This is a genomic window from Sphingobacterium kitahiroshimense (assembly GCF_025961315.1).
Taxonomy (GTDB): domain Bacteria; phylum Bacteroidota; class Bacteroidia; order Sphingobacteriales; family Sphingobacteriaceae; genus Sphingobacterium; species Sphingobacterium anhuiense.
The window spans coordinates 2,953,693-2,976,191 of the sequence record NZ_JAOQNK010000001.1 but is presented as its reverse complement, the minus strand read 5'-3'; the positions used below and the strand labels follow the sequence as shown (position 1 = coordinate 2,976,191).

The following is a 22,499-nucleotide window of genomic DNA, read 5'->3' as shown; positions in this document are numbered from 1 at the left end:
ATTGTATTTTGGAAGAGCTTTGTGATTTGTTTTTTGAATGAGCATGTTACGTGTTGTAATAAATGATTTGTATTATCTTAATGATTGGTGACGCAGTTTTAAAGCGGGTTCATCAAGATTATCTGCCTTTTACTTGATTAAAGTATGCTTCACTCTTTATTCGCACTTTGTTCGGGAAGCCTTCGGTAAAGCTCTACCTTTTGTCTTCTGTTTGTCTACTGTTTGTCTTCCGTTTGTCTACTGTTTGTCTTCCGTTTGTCTACTGTTTCAGTATAGGCGAGGTATAGGATGGGTATAGGATCGGTATAAGCAAGCCGAATCCTTTTCGAACCTTTTGCGAACGAAGGGCGAAATGAACTCTTACTTTATTCAATTGTGAATGACTGCCGTTTGACTTAAGTTCGAGTTTGCTAGGGGAGAGATAGGAGGCAGGTCCCACAGTTGTTCGTGTTTTATTCGGTAGGTGTTCGCCACCCTGCCGAATACCTGTCGAATAATAATCGAAGGGTACTCGAACCAGACTCGAAGAGTTGTCCTGCCAGTGCCCTAGCAATGTCGGAGTAAGGCGAAAGAACGTATGCACTTGTATGGACTTTTACGGACTTCCATGGACTTTCACGGACTTTCCTTTGCGCATTGTATTCCGATCTCAATAAGAAGTCGATCGGAGACAGGTCCTTAAAAAATAATAGATTTCAGTATATAACTAATTCTGGAACGGATAAGCTTTGCGCTATATTTTAGATATTCTTTATCTATCTTAGCTTTTGTTATTTTCGCTGTGAGGTAGGAAATACATAATAGTTTAAACCATGAAAATCACTGAAATAGAAATTTATAGATTAAGCATTCCTATGGAGCCTTTTGTCATTGCAACAGGCACTATGGATTTTGCACAGAACACCTTTATTCGGATTCTTACGGATACCGAAATCGTTGGGGTTGGTGAATGTTCTGCCTTTCCTATGATTGTAGGGGAAACCCAGGACACCTGTTTAGTGATAGCGCGTGACTTTGCGAAGTTATGGAAAGGTAAAGATCCTTTAAATATAGAGGAGCGTCTCGCAGAGCTAAATATGTATATAGCCGGCAATACAACAATAAAATCTGCATTTGACATGGCTTTATATGATATTGCATCAAAAAATGCAGGAGTTCCGTTATATCAATTTTTAAAAGGTATTCCACGAGAGATCGTAACCGATATCACTTTAGGTATCGCCAGTCCGGAAGAAATGGCAGCTAAGGCAAAAGAGTTGTACCGTGCAGGGGCTGTGATGTTGAAAGTGAAATTGGGCAAGGATCCTAAAACGGATATCGCAAGGATTCGGGAAATCCGTAAAGCGGTCGGCTTTGATATGCCGATTCGTATTGATGCAAATCAAGGATGGACATACGAAGGTGCTGTAGAAGCTTTGCAGGGACTGGAACCTTTTAAGATTCAGTTTTGTGAACAGCCTATGCGTACTTATTTAGATCATTTGCTTCCTGAACTTCGTACCGAAACAACGGTTCTGATCATGGCAGATGAATCTGTTTATAGCCATCATGATGCGGAGCGCTTGTGTCGTGCAGATGCCTGTGACTATATTAATATTAAATTTTCAAAATCAGGAGGCATTCATGAGGCATTAAAAATCGCCGCAATAGCTGCTGAATTTAATATTCCCTGTATGATAGGGGGGATGCTTGAAAGTCGATTGGCTTTAGCCGCGAAAGTTCATTTTGCTTATGCTGCGCCGAATGTGAAGTTTTATGATTTGGATACTTGTATGGTCGGCCATCTAGAGGATCCTGTTGTCGGTGGTATTCAATATAAAGGATATCATATTCATCTTTCGGATCTTCCGGGTATTGGTGCTGATATTAACCAGGAATTTTTGGATTCCTGTGAGCGATGGGTAATTTAAGATTGCAAATATTTTTTAACATTTGTTAAAAAATGCTTGAATAGCATGCTGTTTGGCAGACCTCCAAGCTTAAAATAAATAATATTCAGTACCTTTGCTACACTTATTATTTTATTAAAAGTAACAAAATATTATGAGTACACAAAAAGGTCCTATTTCTCAGTTTATTGAGGAAAATTACCTTCACTTCAATGCTGCGGCATTGGTGGATGCAGCTAAAGGTTATGAGGCTCATCTATTAGAAGGTGGTAAAATGTTAATTTCTTTAGGTGGTGCAATGAGTACTGCTGAATTGGGAATTTCTTTGGCTGAAATGATTCGTCAAGATAAAGTACATATCATCTCATGTACAGGTGCTAACCTGGAGGAGGATGTTATGAATTTAGTAGCACACTCACATTACAAGCGTGTTCCTAACTATCGTGACTTGACTCCAGAGCAAGAAAGAGAATTATTAGATCAACATTATAATCGTGTTACAGATACTTGTATTCCTGAAGAGGAAGCATTCCGTCGTTTACAGAAACATCTGGAAGATGTATGGCATGCAGCTGAAGCAAAAGGTGAGCGTTATTTACCACACGAATTTTTATACCAGGTGGTTAATTCTGGAGTGTTGGAACAATATTACGAAATTGATCCTAAAAACTCTTGGATTGTTGCTGCTGCAGAGAAAAACTTGCCTATTGTTTGTCCAGGATGGGAAGATTCAACGACAGGTAACATCTTTACTTCTAATGTCATCAAAGGTAAATTAAATGTTCATACAGTGAAATCTGGTATCGAATATATGATTTACTTAACAGAGTGGTACCGTGCTAACTCTTCTGGTAAGGGTGTTGGTTTCTTCCAAATCGGTGGTGGTATCTCTGGTGATTTCCCTATTTGTGTTGTTCCGATGATGTACCAAGATTTAGAGTGGGAAGATGTTCCTTTCTGGTCTTACTTCTGTCAGATCTCTGATTCAACAACATCTTACGGTTCTTACTCTGGTGCTGTTCCAAATGAAAAAATCACTTGGGGTAAATTAGATATCGATACACCTAAATTCGTAGTTGAGTCTGATGCAACTATTGTTGCTCCTTTGATTTTCTCTTATATTTTGGGTAAATAATAAGAATATGTCGAATTTACTGACTACAGACCCCATTGCTTTACAGGCATTCATGTCCGAGACTATATTCGCGACGGCCGATGCTGTAGAAGCTTTTTCGGGTCAGTCTGAATCGGTATCTTCACCTTTAAATCCTCAACAGGTTACTGCTCATCAGGAATCTGTTGAGGAATTTATATATCAGGGCTCTAAAGCAAAAGGAATTCTGTTTATCTTAAGATATCCCGCTTATCCTTACTTTTCTCCGGATGCAGAGGAGGCATTTGTAAAGACAATTGGGGCGCTTAAGCTAACAGTTGCTGATGTTGCGGTTGTTAATTTGGCCAATGCACACAATCCAAATGACTTTAAGCGAATCATGTCATTTTTCACTCCTAAAAAGATTATTCTTCTAGGCGTTGAACCTTTATCATTAAAGTTGCCTGAGATTGCGCATAACTCCTATATGCACGGTCGTATTGCGACAGTCTTTAATACATACAGTTTTGAAGAGATGTTTGCAGACATGGTTAAGAAAAAAGCTTTTTGGACTGAGTTTAAGTCATTAATTCAACATCAGAGCTAGTCTTTAGCTCGGATAATTAGCTGTTTTTTCTATTATATTTAATACATTTGAATAAAATCTTATTCGGATGATTGAACTTATTTTTGCGACTAATAATGCACATAAATTGGAAGAGGTGCAGGCTATTGTAGGAAAGAAATTCCTACTTAAATCTTTGGCTGATATTGATTGCCATGAAGATATTCCTGAAACAGGTGTTACTTTTCATGAGAATGCAAAACAGAAGACAGATTATTTAGTCAATAAATATGGATTAAATTGTTTCGGAGATGATTCTGGGTTGGAAATTGATGCATTAAATGGTGAACCAGGTGTGTATTCGGCCCGTTATTCTGGTAGCCGTGATATGGAAAAAAATATCAATTTGGTTCTGGAGAAGTTAGCAGGTATCGCTAATCGTACCGCTCGATTTAAAACAGTGATTTCACTTAACCTAAACGGTCAGCAACATTTTTTTGAAGGTAGTATTGAAGGCCACATTATTGATGAACGTAAAGGTGCGGATGGATTTGGTTATGACCCTATTTTTATACCAAATGGCTATAGTAAAACATTTGCGGAAATGACTGCAGACGAGAAAAATAGTATCAGCCACCGGGCAGTCGCTGTTCAGAAATTAGCCGCGTTTTTGAGTAATTAGAAATGAATATAAAACGAATATTTTTTAAGAATAAGAATTTTAAGTTTGGATATTATGTGAAAGCTAGTTTCCGGGAATATTCATTTTTGCCTTTGTTTCGATCCAAAAGAGTAGCAATGATCAACAATCTTTCTTCTTATGACCATGCTATAATTGATCGTCTGGCTTATTACAATAAGCTAGATGAAATTCAAACAGTGGGAGAGGGTGCTTGCTACTTAAAGGATATGAAGAGACCTAAAAAAGGTTCGGTTTATTATTTTGATCTGAAAGAATATTTACGATATTTTGACGGTGATCTTCGAATAGATATGATTCCAGGTGATGTTGTTGATATTCCCAAAACACCTGCAATTGTGAAAAGCAGACCTATTGGAGGAAATAACTGCAATTCAGTATTGCTAAATATGGATAAAGTCAGGCATTTTAATTTTATCAAAGATGAGATTGCTTTTCGAGATAAAAAAAATATGTTGCTGGGACGCGCTACAGTTCAACAGGAGCACAGAAGCCGTTTTTTTCAGATCTATTTTGATCATCCTCTGTGCGATTTAGGAGATGTCTCTAAAAAGAATCAACATAAAGGCTGGTATAAACCTGCGATTTCAATAACAGAACATCTACATTATAAATTTATACTGGCCTTAGAAGGAAATGATGTGGCGACCAATTTAAAATGGGTGATGTCATCAAATTCTATTGCCGTAATGCCAATTCCAAAGTTTGAAACATGGTTTATGGAAGGGTTATTGATCCCTGATTATCATTATATACATATCCAAGATGATTATTCGGATTTAGAAGTGAAATTAAATTATTATATCGAAAATCCGGAAAAGGCAGAAGAAATCATTAAGAATGCACATCAGTTTGTGAAACGGTTTGAGAATCAGATGGTAGAAGATCTGGTTTCTGTCCTGGTATTAGAAAAGTTTTTTATAAAAACTGGTCAAAGAGCAGTATTATAGCAGTGAGTGTTGCTTTTCAATTTAGTCAGCTGTAAATCGATGTTACTTTAATTAAGCGAACGCTAGAATAGTCTATTTTATTTTTTTCAAAGTAGATTATAATGGAGCTAAAAATTTAGAAGAAAAACTATGTTAATCGATATTCAGCATCTTCATATATCTTCGCTCGAAGATGATTTTCAATCGGCTTTATATCAGATTTTTATGTTCGAAAATCCGGCGAAATTTTCGGTTGATTTTTCAAATTATTCCAGCGCGGCTTATAGTTTGGTTTTTTTATCTCCTTATCAACATTTCAAGTGGCAGGGGACAACACCGGCTTCCATTATTAAATTGGAGTTCCATGGTGATTTTTACTGCATTGAATATCATAAAAAGGAAGTTGCTTGCAATGGTTTATTATTTAACAATATCTACTTAACACCATTTGTGACTATTTCTCCGATTTTATTTACTGAAATAAAAACAATTTTTAATAAAATTGAAGTGGAGAAAGATGGAGGAAGTCCATTTTCTGAATCTGTATTAAAATCTTATCTACAACTTGTTTTGGCTCTTTGCAGTAAAGAAAAATCTCTTCAGCTTGTTCATACCGATGTTTATCAGAACGAATTGACAGTTAGTCTAAAATTTCAAGAACTATTGGAGTCTGCTTTTCTTTTTGAGAGATCGGTGCAATTTTATGCAGATGAACTTGCTCTTGGAGTAGATTCATTCAGCAAAAAGGTTAAAAAAGAATTTGGAAAATCTCCTTCCCAATTGATCCAGGATCGTGTTGTTCTTGAAGCAAAAAAAATGTTGCATCTGACATATTTATCTGTCAAAGAAATAGCTGCAAAACTTCAATTTGAAGATGAGTTTTACTTTAGCAGGTATTTTAAGAAGAATGTTGGTATTTCTCCTTCAGGTTTTCGAGAGCGTGTAGGGATCTCCATTGTGGCTAAATAATCTATTGAATTTACCGATTTGTCCATGTCATAGCTGATTTAAAAAATGGAAGTTTGTAGCTATATCAAATATAGACAACTATGTACAGATTTATTTCTTTTCTAGCGGGACTACAAAATCAATTTATTAATTTTTTACGTTTTGCAGTCTTTCTTGTGATGGCATGGATAGGTGGTTTAAAGGCATTTCAGTACGAAGCTGATGGTATTGTTCCATTTGTAGCAAATAGTCCTGTTATGTCTTTTTTTTACAGCAAGAAGGCACCAGAGTATCAGCAGTATAAAAATCCTGAAGGTAAAACTGTTCAAAAAAATGTGGATTGGCATAATGAAAATAGGACATATCTATTTTCTTATGGCTTGGGAGCGGTTATTGTCGGAATTGGATTTTTTGTTTTATTAGGTATATGGTTTCCGAAAATAGGATTGCTTAGTGGTGTTTTGACATTTGGGATGTCCCTCGTGACTTTATCATTCTTGATTACCACGCCAGAAACATTTGTGCCAAATTTAGGTGGTGATTTTCCGACACCTCACTATGGATTTCCCTACCTTTCCGCAGCAGGGCGTTTGGTTATAAAAGATATTATTATGTTGGCAGCAGGTCTTGTGATCGCTGCAGATAGTGCTAAGCGCTTGTTGGTTTCCGAAAGACATTAACTTATTTGAAGATCATCAACAATGCGGTATTACTGATAGGCCGCATTGTTGATGATCTTTTAATTAAATCTTACTTTTTGATCGGTTCTTTATTTGGAGAAACTGCTTTAATAAGAGTGCTATCTTGTACGGCCTGCAATTTTTCTCCTTGAGCCTTACTATCCATTTTCTGAATTTCCCGCTTAGGCGTAGTTTGTTTTTTAACTTCTTCTTGAGGCTTTTCCTCGGGTTCGCTTTCTATATTCTTAATTGTTTTCTCTTTAGGTTTTCCCTCTTTGTTTTCAGCCTCGGGAACTTTAATCTCGTCTTTTGCAACAGATCGTTTTCTATTGAGTAAATCTTCTTTTGACTTCGGTCTATCTTCCGGCCTCCAGATAAACCCCGGTAGAAATTCTTTTTCTTGCGTTAACTGGGCAATTGGGTAGACTTTACCATCAACTTTTCTAATGGAAACATACTCTTTCAATTTATTGTTTTCCATGTAAATTTTAATGCGGCTGCTGCGATCATGGAATAATTCTGTTGCTACATTGGTTTCTTCATTGACGACATAAATGATGTTTTCGGCATTTCCATCAACGAACATCCGCTCTAAACTGTTTTTATCAAAGAATCCGGTTATTTTACGGCCTTTTAACTGATTGTATTTAGCGGAGTCCAAAGTTGCATTTACCATAAAAGCATTACCTACAATTAACGTATTGTCCAGTTTCTGATTCACAAATTGCAGAAAAATCGTATCACCGGATATTTGAGATTTCTCTGCCCAGATCATCGGTTTTCCCATTAGCCTGAACATAGAATCTGCCATACCATAGTAAACGGAATCTGCTACAGCTTGAAAATCGGATTTAAACATGCGCACATTATGGTATGCTTTGACAATACGGGTTTTTGCTGTGTCGGGCGGAGCTGCAGGTTTTTCATGATTGTTTTTCGCAGCTTTAAGAGCTTTATTAAAGATCTGATCACTATAATCTGCTTTTGGGACGACTGCATTTTTTCGCAAAATACTGTCAGCCTTACTATTTTTCTCTAATTCAAAACGATTTAAATCTTTTACAACAGGTTTTGCTGTTGTTTTTTCAGTATTTGGACTTGCTTTTTTAGGCTCCTGTTTGGTTTTTTCTTTTAAGACAGCTTGCTTGTCTTTAATTTTCTTTTGAGGTGCATCGTTATTGATTTCCTTTTTTCCTAAGGTATCACCTTTCAGCTGCAAAGAATCTAAACCTGCTGTAAAATCGGTATCCGTACTATCATTATCGTCTCCATAATCTTCATCTACCTCTACATCTAGCTCACCACCGTCACGGCTTAGTTTGAAATTTTTGGGTATGTAGGTGCTTCGGAGAATCATTTTTGAGAACAGGGTATCTGCAGTCATAAATATAGAATCCATCTGTACAGAGTCCTTAGGTACTACTACAGGATCTAATTTGACTAGTTTATTCTCTCCCTTGTTATCATCTTTTGAGACAACTTCTTCTTTAACCTTTTTATCTTCTTTTTCTTTCTTCTTTACCTCTTTTTTGTTGGACGGATTGGTTTTTATATTTCCAGTATTTGTTGAATCACTTTGCGTACTATCTTTTTTGACGACAGAGATGATCAAGGGCTTGTCGGTCATCGTGATGGATTCATCCGACTGTCGATATAATCCTTTGTCCCCATAGGCATAAAACTTATCGGTCGTATCGACAAATACAACATTACGGATCGCTTCTCCTTCTCCGGTTCGTCGGTCATAATGCAGCGTATCTCCTTTTAGCATTTTACTGCCTTCGGTATATAGATTTTTCTTTGTGAAGTTTGCTACGCCGGTATTGGTATTATAATCTCCTTTTTCTGTATATAGATTTTCCCCTTTATTCCCTTTGATATTGGTAGGGGTATAGAAGTAAGTCATACTGCTAGGCGAATTATACTTCATTGAATCCGTGTATATTTTGACATTTGGTGTTCGTACCACGACTTTTTTATTGAAAAAGGCATCTTGTGTATTTTCGAAATAAGTCGCATTGGTACTCGTAATGGTATCTGTACCACTAGTGATACGGCCGCCACCATAATAATTTCCAACACTACTTCTCATGTTATACTGCAGATGATTGGTCGTAAGTATGGAAGACCGACTGACCATACGGACGTTTTGCGTTAGCGTTGCATTTTGTGAAGCCGCATCGTAGTGAAGTTTATCCGCGAATATTTGAGTCCCGGTAGGCTGTGTAATGATCACATTGCTATAAGCTTCAAAGAACTGGCGCCCTATGTCGTCTTTATGTAAATAACCGCTATCTGCAGAGAGGGTAGATCCTTTATGTTCATAAACCGGTCTGTAAAACATTGCATTGCCTGTTTTTGAATTGAGAACACTGTAAGAAGACGACAATAAACGGAGTTCATCTTGCTGTTGTGCAGATGCTAGCATGAGGCCCAGGGCCATAAATATAAAGGACAAAAAGTATTGTTTCACAGAGACAAAAATATGTATTTTAATTGAACTTGTTGATTAATGGTAATTTTTCATTTAAACAAATATATGCTCAAAAAATATACATTATCTTTGATATATGAATTTGCTGGAAAGATTAACATTTTTTATCAAAGATAACAGCCTTTTTGAGGATGATGATAAGATCTTGTTGACAGTGAGCGGTGGACGCGATTCGATGCTTTTGACTTTTTTATTGGCAAAGGCCGGTTATCAGATAGCTATTGCTCATTGTAATTTTAAATTACGTGGTGCAGAATCTGATCTGGATGAGTGCTTGGTTCGGGATTTCGCTGAAGCGCATGGTATCCCTTTTTATGTGAGGCATTTCGACACAGAGCAGATAGCTTCCGAAAGAGGAATTTCTATACAGATGGCTGCGCGCGAACTGCGGTATTCCTGGTTTGAAGAATTAAGAGAAGCGTTAAGTTTTGACAAAATAGCTGTTGCACAGCATTTGAATGATCATATTGAAACGGTGTTGTTAAATCTATCCCGTGGAACAGGCCTTCAAGGCCTACAGGGCATTCAGGCAAAACGCGACCGTCTGATTCGTCCATTACTGTTTCTTAAAGCAGAGGAAGTATTGCATTATGTCCAGGAATATCAGATTCCATACCGTGATGATCAATCCAACTTTTCGACAAAATATGCGCGTAATAAAGTACGTATCGACATTATTCCGCAATTTAAAAAAATGCAACCTGATTTTGAACGTATTTTTGAACAGAACATTGCTCACTTCAAGGAAAGCTATGCTTTGTTGCAACAATTCATAACACCCCTTCGTAATGACCTTTTTATAAAGGAACAAGAAGCTTGGATTATTGAAAAGGAAAAGCTTCGGAAGCATATAACGGATCTTCCCCTGTTGTATGAATTATTTTCACCATTTTGTTTTAGTAAAAGTGTGCTGACCGATCTCCAATCTTGTTTTGATAAGGAATCAGGTCGATTGTTTCAATCTGAGGGATACGATCTGTTACTTGATCGCGATTTTTTGATTATTCGTGAAAAAGAGTATAAGCAGGAAGATGAAACCATTATTACTTCAGAAACTAAATCTGTATCTTGGAGAAATTATAGTTTTTGTTGTGATTATAGTCATGATGTTTCTATTGTTCGGGATAAGCAGATTGCAAAAATAGATACTAATCTTCTGATTTTTCCTTTGACGCTAAGAGCTTGGAAAACGGGTGATTATTTCTATCCTTTGGGAATGACAGGACGTAAAAAATTGAGTGATCTTTTTAATAATTATAAGGTGAATGTTTTTGAAAAGGGAAATGTTCCAATTTTAATAAACGGTAACGGCGATATCATCTGGGTAGCAAACTATCAACTTGATAATCGATATAAAATAAGTGGAAATACAAATAAAGTGTTTATTTTAAGCTGTAAATAACATGATAAAAGAAGGACTTCTATATACTGAAAATCAATATTTGGGGCGGGACCGTGTTTGGATAAGTGTACGTCTGGTTCTGGCCTTGTTTTGTTTTACAGCTGTTTATCTCAACATAGATCAATTACTTTCCAGCCAATTGTTTTTTTTAGTCGGAATAGCGATTATTATTACCTCTGTGGTCATGATGTATCTATTGCTGTACCGTATCGAAGTTTTTGAAGGAAAGGTGATGTTGAGTGGCTTATGGACTACGCGCTTAGTTAAAATTGAATTGAGTTCAATTGTTAAGGTGGAAAAAAAACCATTTAGTAAGTTTTTCTTCAATAATCCTGTTTATAATCTACATATTAATGGTAAGATTAAGTTTTATGCAGGTGGGAAAGATGCGGTATGGTTAACAGATAAAGATGGTCTGGTGTACGTAATTGGTACGCAACGTCAAGAGGAATTATTTCGTGCAATTGAGACAGCGAAGTCCAAAACAAACCCTTAAAAATTGTTAAATCGAATATACTGACATTTTTAAGACAACTGTTTTGAACGAGATTCTTTATTTTTGATTAAAATGACAACGAATATAAAGTTATGGCAGGATTATTAAAATTTTTATTGATTGCATTCGCTGTATGGTATTTAGTTAAATTCTTAATTCGATTAATATTACCATTTGCAATGCGTAAGGCTGCAGAAAAGCTTATGAAAAAAGCGCAGCAACAAGGTGGCTCTACCTATACCAATGGTGGTGGCTCGTTCCATTATGAAACATTTGGTCAAAATAATAACAGTTCGCAATCAGCTCCAAAAACAGATGGTCGTATATCGGTAGATTATGTTCCACCTAAACAAGAGTCAAAAAGAAAAGTGGCTGACAATGCTGGTGAATTTGTGGATTTTGAAGAAATAAAATAGATGAGTTGCTACGCTAAATAGCGTATCTTTGTGCTATGTGGTTGCGTCAGCTTTCAGTTTTAAATTTTAAAAATTATTCAGAGTCTTCTTTAGAATTCCTACCGGAGGTAAATGCTTTTGCGGGGGATAATGGTGTTGGTAAAACCAATCTTTTGGATGCTATACATTATCTTTCCCTATGTAAAAGTTATTTTAATCCCATCGACTCGCAACATATTAAACAGGGCCAAGACTGGTTTATGTTGCAGGGTTCATTCGAAAAAAACGAATTTCAAGATGTTATTTCCTGTAGCATCAAACGTAATCAAAAGAAACAATTTAAGAAAAATAAAAAGGATTATCCTAGATTGGCTGATCATATCGGTCAGTTTCCTTTGGTAATGATCTCTCCTAATGATACCCTAATTATTACTGATGGCAGTGAAGAACGCCGTAAATTTATCGATAATGTCATCTCGCAGACAGATAATAAATATCTGGATACGCTTATTATTTACAATAAAATCATTGCCCAGCGTAATATGCTATTAAAGCTGGCCAAACAAATTGGGGTATTGGATCTTGGTCTTGTTGAAGTGCTAAACATGCAACTCGATGAAGTTGGTACTGTCATTTATAATAAACGTATTGCTTTTATGGCTGAATTTCAGCCGGAATTTGATCGGCATTACTTATACCTGACTGAAAATGCAGAGACTGTCCAGCTTGTCTATGAATCTCCTTTGATGGAAGATTCATTTTTGAACATTTTGGAAAAGAATCTGGAACGCGACCGCGCACTGGAGAGAACCACAGTGGGTATACATAAAGATGATCTAATTTTCACCATCCACGGAGGTATGCCCTTGAAAAAATTTGGTTCTCAGGGTCAGCAAAAATCATTTTTAATTGCACTAAAATTAGCACAGTATTCCTTTTTTCAACAAAAGAAAGGCTTTAAACCGCTATTGCTTTTGGATGATATTTTTGACAAATTGGATGATAAACGTACGCACAAACTGATGCAGATGGTATCTGATGATGAATTTGGTCAAATTTTTCTAACAGATACAGATGCAAAAAGAATTAAGCGAATTTTTGATGCGATTGCCAGTCCAGTGCGTATCTTTGACATAGCAGGAGGTGAAGTTTATGTATAATAAGAAGTATAAGGGCGGATTGGAATATATTCGTTCGAGTGATGATATCACAATAAAAGAGGCGATCGACCGTCTTTTGGATGTTTACAAATTGAAACGTAAATTTGAAGAAACTTCTATTCTGGCAGTATGGCCAACGTTGATAGGTAAGGCTATTGCCAATCGGACAAAACAGATCTATATTAAAGACAAAAAGCTCTTTGTAAAGGTCGAGTCTGCTGTAATTAAAAATGAACTTGTTTTAATGCGCAGGCAGATATTGGGACGAGTCAATGAGCATGTTGGTCACGTCATCGTTGAAGAACTTGTCGTTTTATAATTTAATTCTCAAATCTTCAGTATTAGGAGATGAATACATTTTTTCAAGATCAAATTGCGAAGCTTTTTGATGTTTCCCACAATAATCTGACCGCCATATTATCTTCTTTTGTCGAAGAGGATCTTTTAAAAGGAACATATTTTTTAGAGCACGGTAAACGCTGTGATCGATTGAGTTTTATTCAGTCGGGTATTGTCCGCGTGTTTAAAGAAAATGCTTCAGGCGAGGTTACGCAATGGATAGGGCAGGAGGGGTACTTCGTTACTGATTTATCTTCGTTTCTTTTTGATGAGCCTGCCAGATGGAGTATTCAGGTCTTAGAGGATACGAAGTTACTTTCCATTTCTAAACAGGATTATCTTTTATTTGAACAGCAGATCCCTGATTGGAACCGGTTGGAAAAAAGATTTATAGCCAAATGTTTTTTACAATTGGAAGAGCGCATATATAACTTTATAGCGCATACGGCCGAAGAACGCTATCATTTATATTTTGAACAGCATAAAGCGCTGTTTAACCGAGTGCCGCTTCAATACATTGCGTCTGTACTGGGTATGTCTCCAGAAACATTGAGCCGAATAAGAGCAAAAATTAATTCTTGATAAAAGTCAAGTGTATGGTTATTTTAATATACTAGTTTTGGTATATGAAAGCACATATCGAACAGACAATTACTATTAATACATCAATCGAATCAGTTTGGAATGTATTAGCTGATTTTAATAGTTACTCTATCTGGAGCCCTACAATTAAGCATTTTTTTTCTATTCCAAGCGTTGGAGAAAGATCGAAGGTTAGATTGGAACAGCCTGATGGACCAAGTATGACCATGAATCCGATATTTTTAGTTATCAATCCTCAGAAGGAGCTTCGTTGGAAGGGCAGTCTTTTTATTCCAGGTTTGTTCGATGGCGAACATTATTTTATACTCGAAAAAAAATCTGATCATGCAACAGTTGTGACTCAAGGTGAATACTTTTCCGGAGTGTTGGTTTATTTTTTTCGAAAGATGATTTATGGTGTAACCTCCAATGGTTTTAAGTCTTTTAATGAAGCTTTAAAGAAACAGGTGGAGAACAGGAATATTTTATAGATATTCCTCTAAGTTTCCTTTGCCAGCTCTGATAACTTCAAATTCGCCCTCTGTAAGGTCAACTACTGTAGAAGCAACATTATCACCATAACCACCATCAATTACTAAATCGACTAGATTTTCATATTTTTCATGGATCAATTCTGGATCTGTTGAATACTCTAGAATGTCATCTTCATCTCGAATGGAGGCTGTTACAATGGGATTACCAAGCACACGTACGATTTCGCGTACGATATTATTATCAGGAACACGGATACCCACTGTTTTCTTTTTGGAACTTAATAATTTTGGAACTTGACTGCTGGCATTAAAGATAAATGTAAATGGACCTGGAAGGGCTTTTTTTAATACTCTAAAAACGGTTGTATCAAATGGTTTGGTATACAAAGATATATCTGTCAAGTCATAGCAAATAAAGGATAGATTGGCTTTATCTGCCTTTAATCCTCTAATTTCACAAACTTTTTCTATTGCTTTCTGATTTGTAATGTCGCATCCTATACCATAAACCGTATCGGTGGGGTAGATGATGACTCCACCTTTTTTTAGAACGTCAACAACTTGCTGTATTGACTTTTCATTGGGGTTATTATCGTAAATTCGGACTAACATAACGTTGAGATATAGTACTAAATTACAAATTATTTATAGATAAAAGAAAAACGGTCAAAACTGGATATGTTTTGACCGCTTGCTATCGTATTGTTATCGATTAAAATTCTGCGTTGTTCGGTGTACGAGGGAACGGAATAACATCTCTAATATTGGTCATTCCTGTTACAAATAATACCAAACGCTCGAATCCTAGTCCAAAACCGGAATGCGGAGCTGAGCCATAACGACGTGTATCTAAGAACCATTCCATTTCTTCCGCAGGGATGTTGACTTCAGCCATACGTGATAATAACTTATCTAAGTTTTCTTCACGTTGTGATCCGCCCACCATTTCACCGATTCCCGGGAAAAGAATATCCATCGCGCGTACTGTTTTGTGTCCATTAGCATCTACATCATTTTGCTTCATATAAAATGATTTGATCTCCGCTGGATAATCAATCAGGATCACCGGTTTTTTATAATGTTTCTCTACTAAATAACGTTCGTGCTCGGACTGTAAATCAGCTCCCCATTCATCAATTAAGTATTTAAATTGTTTCTTTTGATTTGGTTTACTGCGCTTCAATATGTCGATCGCTTCTGTATAGGTTACGCGTTCGAAATCATTATTCAGTACAAACGTTAATTTATCTATTAGATTTAATTCTGCTCTTTCTGTCGTAGGTTTATTTTTCTCCTCTTCTAATAAACGTGTTTTTAAAAATTCAATTTCTTCAGGACAGGTATCCAGCGCATACTTGATGACATACTTCAACAAATCTTCTGCTAAATCCATGTTATCTTCCAACTCATAAAATGCCATTTCTGGTTCAATCATCCAGAATTCTGCTAAGTGACGGGTTGTATTAGAATTTTCAGCTCGGAAAGTTGGACCAAAGGTATAGATATTCCCAAGGGCCATAGCCGCTAATTCACCTTCTAATTGTCCTGATACGGTTAGATTAGTAGATTTACCAAAAAAGTCTTCTTTAAAATCAATATCACCATTTTCTGTACGTGGAATATTATTAAGATCTAATGAAGTTACACGGAACATTTCACCAGCACCCTCTGCATCAGAGCCAGTAATAATTGGCGTATGCATGTAAACAAAATCTTTGTCATTGAAGAATTTGTGAACAGCAAATGCTAAGGCATTACGTACTTTAAAGACAGCATTGAATGTCGTTGTACGGAAACGTAAGTGAGCGATTTCACGTAAAAATTCTAAGCTGTGTTTTTTAGGTTGCAAAGGATATTTTTCAGCATCTGAATCACCTAAGATCGTCAACTCATTTACTTTGATCTCAACTTTTTGACCTTTACCTTGTGATTCAATTAAATTTCCTTTTACGCGTAATGCAGCACCTGTTGTGATCCTTTTTAATAAAGCATCGGGTGTGTTTTCAAAATCAACTACTGCTTGGATGTTGTGAATGGAAGATCCATCATTGATTGCTATAAATTGATTGTTTCGGAAAGTTTTAACCCATCCTTTAACAATAACTTCATGCCCAAATTCAGTGGCATTTAATAATTCTTTTATACGTGTATGTTCCATTTTTATTGTGGCATTTCAAATCAGGTCTAAATAATAGATCAGGATCTTATTTTTTTGTATGAAACTCAAAAATAGGGTATAATTTATAAAAATCCTTTATTTATTTAGAAATATTCGGTATTTGTTTTAATTAAAAAAGCCTCTGAGATTTCAGAGGCTTTTGATATTGTTTTAAAGGGAAGAATTATCCTTTTAATACTTTAGTTACTAATTCAGCAGCTTCTTGTAATTGAATTGCAGAATAAACTTGTAAGCCTGAATCATCAATTAATTTTTTCGCTTCAGCAGCATTTGTACCTTGAAGACGTACGATAATTGGCACAGGAATATTTCCGATTTCATTATAAGCATCGATTACACCTTGCGCAACACGGTCACAACGAACGATACCACCGAAGATGTTAATTAAGATTGCTTTTACATTTGGATCTGATAAAATGATATTGAAACCAGCTTTTACCGTTTCAGCATTTGCAGTACCACCTACATCTAGGAAGTTAGCAGGCTCACCACCAGCAATTTTGATGATATCCATAGTTGCCATTGCAAGACCAGCACCATTTACCATACAACCTACGTTACCGTCAAGTTTTACATAGTTTAAGTTAGATTTACCAGCTTCAACTTCTGTAGGATCTTCTTCCGTTACATCACGTAATGCTGCATAATCCGGGTGACGGTATAATGCGTTCTCATCTAAGTCTACTTTCGCATCTACAGCTAAGATTTTATCATCAGATGTTTTTAATACAGGATTGATTTCGAACATAGAAGAATCTGTTGAATCGTATGCTTTATATAAAGCAGCAACGAATTTCACCATTTCTTTATGTGCACCACCAGTTAAGCCTAAGTTGAAAGCAATTTTACGTGCTTGGAAACCTTGTAAACCAACTTTAGGGTCGATTTCTTCTTTGAAGATTAAGTTTGGAGTTTTCTCTGCTACTTCTTCAATATCCATTCCACCTTCTGTAGAATACATAATGATATTACGACCTTTAGCACGGTCTAATAACACAGATACATAAAATTCTTTAGTTTCACTTTCACCAGGATAGTAAACATCTTGAGCAACTAATACTTTATTTACTTTTTTACCTTCAGCGCCAGTTTGAGGAGTTACTAATTGCATACCGATGATATCTGTAGCACGTTGTGATACTTCTTCTAGGTTTTTAGCTAATTTAACGCCACCACCTTTACCGCGACCACCAGCATGAATTTGAGCCTTGATTACAACCCAGTCAGAATTGTATTCTTCTTTCAATTTTTTAGCAGCTTCTACAGCTTGCTCTGGAGTTTCAGCAACAATACCTTCTTGTACTCTTACGCCAAAACTTTTAAGTATTTCTTTTCCTTGATATTCGTGAATGTTCATTGCAAAAATGTTTGTGTTGTAAAAGTATTATTTTTTAAGTGAATGGTCAAGTTCTGAAGCATAAATTTAGCTTAAATTGACTTTTATTATATACTACTTGGCGGATATGGAGTTAAAAGGTCTTGATTTATTCAAAGGTTTTGTTCATAAAAAATATTTAACTTTGTCATATGATGTTACAAGCCAAAAGTATTTTCAAATCATACGGTCCTTTACCTATATTAAAAGGGGTGGATATAGAAGTTGCAAAGGGTGAAATTGTGAGTATTGTTGGAGCTTCTGGAGCTGGAAAAAGTACGCTTCTTCACATTTTAGGGACCTTGGATTTAGCAGATAAGGGAGAACTGTATATCAATGGAACCAACATCAGTGCACTGAATGCAAAAAAACTGAGTGCCTTTCGCAATGAACATATCGGGTTTGTTTTTCAGTTCCATCACCTACTCCCAGAATTTACGGCTTTGGAAAATGTGTGTATCCCAGCATTTATTAAAGGTGTGGGGCGCAAAGATGCAGAAGTTCGTGCGATGGAGATATTGGATTTATTAGGTGTAGCACATCGGGCTAGCCATAAGCCGACTCAAATGTCTGGTGGAGAACAACAACGTGTATCTGTTGCTCGTGCCTTAATTAATAACCCTTTTATTATTTTGGCAGATGAACCTTCAGGAAATCTAGATTCTGAAAATGCTACAGCATTACATCAGTTGTTTTTTGACCTAAGGGATAAATTTGAACAAACTTTTGTCATCGTTACTCATAATGAAGAGCTGGCACGTATTTCGGACCGTACTATTCATATGCGTGATGGAATTGTGATCGTATAGTATGTATACAGTCATTATAAGTCACTTAGAATACATAAACCGCGATAAATGTATTGCTCATAATAACTTTAACGCTTAAAAAAACACTTTATTCTGATGAAAAAAAGAATACTAATAACCTTTGGAACTAGAGGGCTTGGGCAACGTATTGCAAAGCTATTAGGGGATGAATTTGAAATCTTTTTTGCGAGTTCTGAGGAGATTCCATCACTGTTATTAAATTCAGGCAAGTATTTTAAATTGCCTGCGGGGTTAATGCCAACCTATGCTCACGAAGTATTAAAAATAAGTTTAGATCATCAGATTGACTATGTCCTGCCATTGGGAGGTTATGAATTTGAACCTCTAGCCGTGGCCAAAATATTATTTGAAGAATATGATATTAAGGTAATTGTTCCAGCTCAGGATGTTTTACAAGATTACTATGTGATTGAAAATCCACCAAAAGAATTATCACTTGCTTTATTAGTTGATGGTAAGTCATTGATTGATGATTTTACAACTGAACATCCTGGATTGGATGGTTTGTTTGTGGTATCGGATTCAGGTGATGATTTTGCCTTATGTGCTGTTTCAAAAGATTAATTGTTTTATGTTAAGATATCAAGATTTCCCAACGGATAAAAAGGTATTTATTTTTGAACTGGATGACGTTATTTATCCAAAACGGGACTATTTATTACAGGTCTATTATCTTTTTGCTAATTTTCTTGAATTTACAGAGACCTTTCCTCCTCAGGCTGATTTGGTTACATTTTTTAAGAATCATCTAGATAGTCAAGGAGAAGATATGATCTTTGAACATGCTGCCGAAGTTTTTCATTTTGATTTAAAGTATAAAGAGCATTTCGAAAGATTATTTGTTAATGCTGTTTTACCCGTTAAATTATTGATGAAAGATGGTATTCCAGAATTATTAACAGCTATTGTTAATGCAGATAAACAGATCTGTATTTTGACGAAAGGGAATCCGCTTATGCAGTTGAATAAAATAAAACATATGGAGTGGGGGCCTTTGGCATCTAAATTAAAGGTTTATTTTGTTGATGAGTTAAAATTCCGCAATTTGGAGCCTCTCGATTATATAGCTGATGAGCTACAAATAGCTAAAAATGATTTTATATATCAAGATTGTTAGTTTTTCGATTTAGCCATTGATTATCAGTTGTTTAAATTTATGTAATTAATTGCTTTTTTCTAAAATTAAACTCTAATTCTAAAAAATATGCTAAAAAATGTTATATTTATCAGAATGTAAATTTAGTGAGATTCGACTATGAGTATACAAGGAGATAAACCAACAACAATTAAGGAAATAGCGAAGAAGCTGAAAATTTCACCCTCTACTGTATCTCGAGCGTTGAATGACCATCCAAGTATTGGATTAGTGACGACCATGCGTGTGAAAAAAGTTGCTGAGGAATTGAATTATGAGCCTAACCAAACGGCGATATTTTTTAAGCAACGCAAAACTTTTACAATCGGTGTTTTATTACCAAGTCTATCTGAACCATTTTTCTCTTCTGCAATTAGTGAAATTGAAAATGTTTCCAACGACCGTAAGTATACCGTGATCATGGGGCAATCTTTGGACGATGCCGAAAGAGAAGAGAGAATTTTGAAAACCTTTAAAAGCCATCGTGTTGATGGTGTTTTAATGTCAGTAGGTAAAAATACCACAAATCTTGAGTTTCTTGAAAAGCTAGAAAATTCTGGAACACCAATTGTATTCTTTGACTGTGTACCCGATATTCCTAAAATTAATAAAGTTGAAAGTGATCTAGCAACGGGTATGAACGAAGCTATTGATGCTTTCGTTGCTCGGGGTCATGCTAAAATAGCACTTATTAATGGTCCACAATTGCTTCCTGCAAGTGAAGAACGCAAAAATTCCTTTTTATCCGCTTTGAAACGTAATGGCTTGGACTATGATGAAAAGTATATTGTGAATACGGATTTAACGACTGAGGGAAATGAGGCTGCTATGGAGAAACTATATGCCTTACCGGAAAGGCCTACAGCAGTTGTGTCTTTTAATGACTTTGTGACTTTAGATGTTATGAAGGCTGCCCGAAACAGAGGTCTGGTTCTTAATCATGATATTCACTTTATTAGTTATGCTAATTATCCTCTCTGGAAATATATGGAAAATCCTCCAATGGGATGTATCGAACAATTTCCAGGAAACCAAGCTAAGAAAGCAGCTGAGATTTTATTTGAAAAAATAAATAATCCTGATCTTGCTCCACAACAGATTGTATTTAAGTCGAGATTGATTATGTAATCATTCTTTTAACATAAAATAGAAAGGGCTTATCATTATGATAAGCCCTTTCTATTTTATGTTGTCCGTTACCGTTATAAGTGTATCACTTCATCGTAAGCATCGGCACAAGCTTCCATAATAGCTTCACTCATAGTTGGGTGAGGATGGATCGCTTTAATCATTTCATGACCAGTTGTTTCTAATTTTCTTGCTACAACAATTTCAGCAATCAATTCCGTAACATTTGCACCGATCATATGAGCTCCTAAGAATTCACCGTATTTTGCATCAAAGATAACTTTTACAAAACCATCTTTTGCTCCGGAAGCAGATGCTTTACCTGAAGCAGAAAAAGGAAATTTACCCACTTTAACTTCGTAACCAGCTTCTTTTGCCGCTTTCTCAGTATAACCTACTGAAGCAATTTCAGGAGAACAATAGGTACATCCAGGGATGTTGTTATAGTCAATTGGTTCTACATGAAGACCTTTAATCGCTTCTATACATAAAATTCCTTCTGCTGAAGCAACGTGTGCAAGAGCTTGTCCTTTTACGATATCACCGATAGCATAAACGCCGTCGATATTTGTTTTATAATAATCGTCAACCACAACACGGCCACGGTCTGTTTTTACACCAACTTCTTCAAGACCTAGGTTTTCGATATTTGGCATGATACCTACTGCTGATAATACAACTTCAGCCTCGATAACTTCCATGCCTTTAGCAGACTTGATATTTACTTTACTTAAAGTACCTGAAGTATCAACAGATTGTACTTCAGATGAAGTTAAAATGTTAATGCCTTGTTTCTTTAAGCTTTTTTCTAATTGTTTTGATATTTCTTCATCTTCAACAGGAACGATTCTGTCCATGAATTCTACTACTGTTACTTTCGTACCAATTGCATTGTAGAAATATGCAAATTCGATTCCAATAGCTCCAGATCCAACAATCACAAGTGATTTTGGTTGTTTTGGTAATACTAATGCTTGTCTGTAACCGATGATCTTTTTACCGTCTTGTGGTAAATTTGGTAATTCACGTGATCTTGCACCAGTAGCTAAAATAGTATGTTTCGCGGTGTATTCTTTTGATGAACCATCTGCAGCTTTAACATCGATCTTACCACCGGTTTTAATTTTTGCAGTACCATTAATGACGTCAATCTTATTCTTTTTCATTAAGAATTGAATACCCTTGCTCATTCCATCTGCTACGCCACGACTTCTTTTTACAATAGCATCAAAGTCAGGCTCACCACCTTGTACATTAATACCATATTCAGCAGCATGATTTAAATATTCAAAAACTTGTGCACTTTTTAATAGAGCTTTCGTCGGGATACAGCCCCAATTTAGACAAATACCTCCTAAAGATTCGCGCTCGATGATAGCAGTTTTGAAACCTAATTGTGAGGCTCTAATGGCAGCAACATATCCACCAGGACCACTACCAATTACAATGATGTCGTAATTCATAAAATAATTATTGTGTAGTTGAATGCTCAATCTATTTCTGAATTTCTTGAGATTCAGAATAGCAAAGCTTATTCAAAAGTACGCATTTTTTCTGAATGTTATAAAATTGAGCGACATTATATTGGCAGATTTTAATAAGCGCACGTCATTTTAAAGATTAATATGTCAAAGGAAGGTCAAAGCATTCAGAAAAAATATCCATCTCACTAAATAATTCTATTTT

23 protein-coding genes are annotated in these 22,499 nt (G+C 35.9%); 18 read left to right on the top strand and 5 right to left on the bottom strand.

Annotated features, from left to right (window positions below; translation table 11 throughout):
- Positions 1-812 precede the first annotated feature (812 nt).
- The 7 genes from M2265_RS13215 to M2265_RS13185 all read left to right on the top strand — a co-directional run bounded on the left by M2265_RS13215 (position 813) and on the right by M2265_RS13185 (position 6,804).
- Positions 813-1,910: a mandelate racemase/muconate lactonizing enzyme family protein gene (locus M2265_RS13215; protein ID WP_132772375.1), complete on the top strand. Its 1,098-nt coding sequence runs from the start codon at positions 813-815 to the stop codon at positions 1,908-1,910.
- A 133-nt stretch (positions 1,911-2,043) separates the two neighbouring features.
- Complete coding sequence (locus M2265_RS13210) at positions 2,044-3,024, top strand: deoxyhypusine synthase family protein (RefSeq protein WP_021188785.1); 981 nt, start codon at positions 2,044-2,046, stop codon at positions 3,022-3,024.
- Positions 3,025-3,031: 7 nt separating this feature from the next.
- A complete protein-coding gene (locus M2265_RS13205) occupies positions 3,032-3,589 on the top strand; it encodes a hypothetical protein (protein ID WP_132772373.1) in 558 nt (185 codons plus the stop codon).
- A 67-nt stretch (positions 3,590-3,656) separates the two neighbouring features.
- The gene (locus M2265_RS13200; protein ID WP_132772372.1) at positions 3,657-4,229 is read left to right on the top strand and encodes a non-canonical purine NTP diphosphatase; all 573 of its coding nucleotides are present in this window, start codon (positions 3,657-3,659) and stop codon (positions 4,227-4,229) included.
- A gap of 2 nt (positions 4,230-4,231) precedes the next feature.
- Positions 4,232-5,197: a glycosyl transferase family 90 gene (locus M2265_RS13195; protein ID WP_132772370.1), complete on the top strand. Its 966-nt coding sequence runs from the start codon at positions 4,232-4,234 to the stop codon at positions 5,195-5,197.
- Between the two features lie 129 nt (positions 5,198-5,326).
- Positions 5,327-6,145 carry a helix-turn-helix domain-containing protein gene (locus M2265_RS13190; protein WP_132772368.1) on the top strand — a complete coding sequence of 273 codons (819 nt, stop codon included), beginning with the start codon at positions 5,327-5,329 and terminating at the stop codon, positions 6,143-6,145.
- 80 nt (positions 6,146-6,225) lie between these two features.
- On the top strand, positions 6,226-6,804 hold the full coding sequence (locus tag M2265_RS13185; protein ID WP_132772366.1) for a DUF417 family protein: 579 nt from the start codon (positions 6,226-6,228) through the stop codon (positions 6,802-6,804).
- Positions 6,805-6,874: 70 nt separating this feature from the next.
- Here M2265_RS13185 and M2265_RS13180 read toward each other — a convergent pair whose 3' ends face one another.
- Positions 6,875-9,232 (bottom strand): OstA-like protein, encoded by a 2,358-nt coding sequence (locus tag M2265_RS13180; protein ID WP_243655487.1) that lies wholly within the window; start codon positions 9,230-9,232, stop codon positions 6,875-6,877.
- A gap of 142 nt (positions 9,233-9,374) precedes the next feature.
- Between M2265_RS13180 and tilS the strand changes: the two genes are divergently transcribed.
- The 7 genes from tilS to M2265_RS13145 all read left to right on the top strand — a co-directional run bounded on the left by tilS (position 9,375) and on the right by M2265_RS13145 (position 14,163).
- Positions 9,375-10,700, top strand: coding sequence for a tRNA lysidine(34) synthetase TilS (tilS, locus tag M2265_RS13175; RefSeq protein WP_132772362.1), 1,326 nt, complete (start codon positions 9,375-9,377; stop codon positions 10,698-10,700).
- A gap of 1 nt (position 10,701) precedes the next feature.
- Positions 10,702-11,196 carry a hypothetical protein gene (locus M2265_RS13170; RefSeq protein ID WP_132772360.1) on the top strand — a complete coding sequence of 165 codons (495 nt, stop codon included), beginning with the start codon at positions 10,702-10,704 and terminating at the stop codon, positions 11,194-11,196.
- Positions 11,197-11,288: 92 nt separating this feature from the next.
- Complete coding sequence (locus M2265_RS13165) at positions 11,289-11,612, top strand: DUF4834 family protein (protein ID WP_021188792.1); 324 nt, start codon at positions 11,289-11,291, stop codon at positions 11,610-11,612.
- A 35-nt stretch (positions 11,613-11,647) separates the two neighbouring features.
- On the top strand, positions 11,648-12,751 hold the full coding sequence (gene recF / locus M2265_RS13160) for a DNA replication/repair protein RecF (RefSeq protein WP_132772359.1): 1,104 nt from the start codon (positions 11,648-11,650) through the stop codon (positions 12,749-12,751).
- On the top strand, positions 12,744-13,070 hold the full coding sequence (locus M2265_RS13155) for a DUF721 domain-containing protein (protein WP_132772357.1): 327 nt from the start codon (positions 12,744-12,746) through the stop codon (positions 13,068-13,070). The genes recF and M2265_RS13155 overlap by 8 nt, the downstream gene beginning before the upstream one ends.
- Before the next feature lie 29 nt (positions 13,071-13,099).
- Positions 13,100-13,672 carry a Crp/Fnr family transcriptional regulator gene (locus M2265_RS13150; protein WP_132772355.1) on the top strand — a complete coding sequence of 191 codons (573 nt, stop codon included), beginning with the start codon at positions 13,100-13,102 and terminating at the stop codon, positions 13,670-13,672.
- A gap of 44 nt (positions 13,673-13,716) precedes the next feature.
- Positions 13,717-14,163 (top strand): SRPBCC domain-containing protein, encoded by a 447-nt coding sequence (locus tag M2265_RS13145; RefSeq protein WP_132772354.1) that lies wholly within the window; start codon positions 13,717-13,719, stop codon positions 14,161-14,163.
- On the opposite strand, the gene M2265_RS13140 is transcribed toward M2265_RS13145, so the two are convergent.
- From M2265_RS13140 to sucC, 3 genes are all read right to left on the bottom strand, one after another.
- Positions 14,158-14,778 carry an L-threonylcarbamoyladenylate synthase gene (locus tag M2265_RS13140; RefSeq protein ID WP_021188797.1) on the bottom strand — a complete coding sequence of 207 codons (621 nt, stop codon included), beginning with the start codon at positions 14,776-14,778 and terminating at the stop codon, positions 14,158-14,160. The two genes, M2265_RS13145 and M2265_RS13140, sit on opposite strands and share 6 nt — an antisense overlap.
- Positions 14,779-14,878: 100 nt before the next feature.
- Positions 14,879-16,324, bottom strand: a complete 1,446-nt coding sequence (gene asnS, locus M2265_RS13135) for an asparagine--tRNA ligase (protein WP_132772352.1) — start codon at positions 16,322-16,324, stop codon at positions 14,879-14,881.
- Positions 16,325-16,508: 184 nt separating this feature from the next.
- A complete protein-coding gene (gene sucC, locus M2265_RS13130; protein WP_132772350.1) occupies positions 16,509-17,702 on the bottom strand; it encodes an ADP-forming succinate--CoA ligase subunit beta in 1,194 nt (397 codons plus the stop codon).
- 173 nt (positions 17,703-17,875) lie between these two features.
- Between sucC and M2265_RS13125 the strand changes: the two genes are divergently transcribed.
- The 4 genes from M2265_RS13125 (at position 17,876) to M2265_RS13110 (ending at position 20,813) form a co-directional block, all read left to right on the top strand.
- On the top strand, positions 17,876-18,529 hold the full coding sequence (locus M2265_RS13125) for an ABC transporter ATP-binding protein (protein ID WP_183916712.1): 654 nt from the start codon (positions 17,876-17,878) through the stop codon (positions 18,527-18,529).
- A 96-nt stretch (positions 18,530-18,625) separates the two neighbouring features.
- Positions 18,626-19,114, top strand: coding sequence for a hypothetical protein (locus tag M2265_RS13120; RefSeq protein WP_132772346.1), 489 nt, complete (start codon positions 18,626-18,628; stop codon positions 19,112-19,114).
- A gap of 7 nt (positions 19,115-19,121) precedes the next feature.
- Positions 19,122-19,667: an HAD family hydrolase gene (locus M2265_RS13115; protein ID WP_132772344.1), complete on the top strand. Its 546-nt coding sequence runs from the start codon at positions 19,122-19,124 to the stop codon at positions 19,665-19,667.
- Between the two features lie 138 nt (positions 19,668-19,805).
- Entirely contained in the window at positions 19,806-20,813 is a 1,008-nt protein-coding gene (locus tag M2265_RS13110) for a LacI family DNA-binding transcriptional regulator (RefSeq protein WP_021188801.1), read from the top strand.
- Positions 20,814-20,887: 74 nt separating this feature from the next.
- Here M2265_RS13110 and lpdA read toward each other — a convergent pair whose 3' ends face one another.
- Entirely contained in the window at positions 20,888-22,276 is a 1,389-nt protein-coding gene (gene lpdA, locus M2265_RS13105; protein WP_132772342.1) for a dihydrolipoyl dehydrogenase, read from the bottom strand.
- Positions 22,277-22,499: the final 223 nt, after the last annotated feature.

Coding starts and splice junctions, on each gene's coding strand:
- M2265_RS13215 (WP_132772375.1), top strand. CDS start 813: ATGAAAATCACTGAAATAGAAATTTATAGATTAAGCATTCCTATGGAG.
- M2265_RS13210 (WP_021188785.1), top strand. CDS start 2,044: ATGAGTACACAAAAAGGTCCTATTTCTCAGTTTATTGAGGAAAATTAC.
- M2265_RS13205 (WP_132772373.1), top strand. CDS start 3,032: ATGTCGAATTTACTGACTACAGACCCCATTGCTTTACAGGCATTCATG.
- M2265_RS13200 (WP_132772372.1), top strand. CDS start 3,657: ATGATTGAACTTATTTTTGCGACTAATAATGCACATAAATTGGAAGAG.
- M2265_RS13195 (WP_132772370.1), top strand. CDS start 4,232: ATGAATATAAAACGAATATTTTTTAAGAATAAGAATTTTAAGTTTGGA.
- M2265_RS13190 (WP_132772368.1), top strand. CDS start 5,327: ATGTTAATCGATATTCAGCATCTTCATATATCTTCGCTCGAAGATGAT.
- M2265_RS13185 (WP_132772366.1), top strand. CDS start 6,226: ATGTACAGATTTATTTCTTTTCTAGCGGGACTACAAAATCAATTTATT.
- M2265_RS13180 (WP_243655487.1), bottom strand. CDS start 9,232: ATGCTAGCATCTGCACAACAGCAAGATGAACTCCGTTTATTGTCGTCT.
- tilS (WP_132772362.1), top strand. CDS start 9,375: ATGAATTTGCTGGAAAGATTAACATTTTTTATCAAAGATAACAGCCTT.
- M2265_RS13170 (WP_132772360.1), top strand. CDS start 10,702: ATGATAAAAGAAGGACTTCTATATACTGAAAATCAATATTTGGGGCGG.
- M2265_RS13165 (WP_021188792.1), top strand. CDS start 11,289: ATGGCAGGATTATTAAAATTTTTATTGATTGCATTCGCTGTATGGTAT.
- recF (WP_132772359.1), top strand. CDS start 11,648: ATGTGGTTGCGTCAGCTTTCAGTTTTAAATTTTAAAAATTATTCAGAG.
- M2265_RS13155 (WP_132772357.1), top strand. CDS start 12,744: ATGTATAATAAGAAGTATAAGGGCGGATTGGAATATATTCGTTCGAGT.
- M2265_RS13150 (WP_132772355.1), top strand. CDS start 13,100: ATGAATACATTTTTTCAAGATCAAATTGCGAAGCTTTTTGATGTTTCC.
- M2265_RS13145 (WP_132772354.1), top strand. CDS start 13,717: ATGAAAGCACATATCGAACAGACAATTACTATTAATACATCAATCGAA.
- M2265_RS13140 (WP_021188797.1), bottom strand. CDS start 14,778: ATGTTAGTCCGAATTTACGATAATAACCCCAATGAAAAGTCAATACAG.
- asnS (WP_132772352.1), bottom strand. CDS start 16,324: ATGGAACATACACGTATAAAAGAATTATTAAATGCCACTGAATTTGGG.
- sucC (WP_132772350.1), bottom strand. CDS start 17,702: ATGAACATTCACGAATATCAAGGAAAAGAAATACTTAAAAGTTTTGGC.
- M2265_RS13125 (WP_183916712.1), top strand. CDS start 17,876: ATGTTACAAGCCAAAAGTATTTTCAAATCATACGGTCCTTTACCTATA.
- M2265_RS13120 (WP_132772346.1), top strand. CDS start 18,626: ATGAAAAAAAGAATACTAATAACCTTTGGAACTAGAGGGCTTGGGCAA.
- M2265_RS13115 (WP_132772344.1), top strand. CDS start 19,122: ATGTTAAGATATCAAGATTTCCCAACGGATAAAAAGGTATTTATTTTT.
- M2265_RS13110 (WP_021188801.1), top strand. CDS start 19,806: ATGAGTATACAAGGAGATAAACCAACAACAATTAAGGAAATAGCGAAG.
- lpdA (WP_132772342.1), bottom strand. CDS start 22,276: ATGAATTACGACATCATTGTAATTGGTAGTGGTCCTGGTGGATATGTT.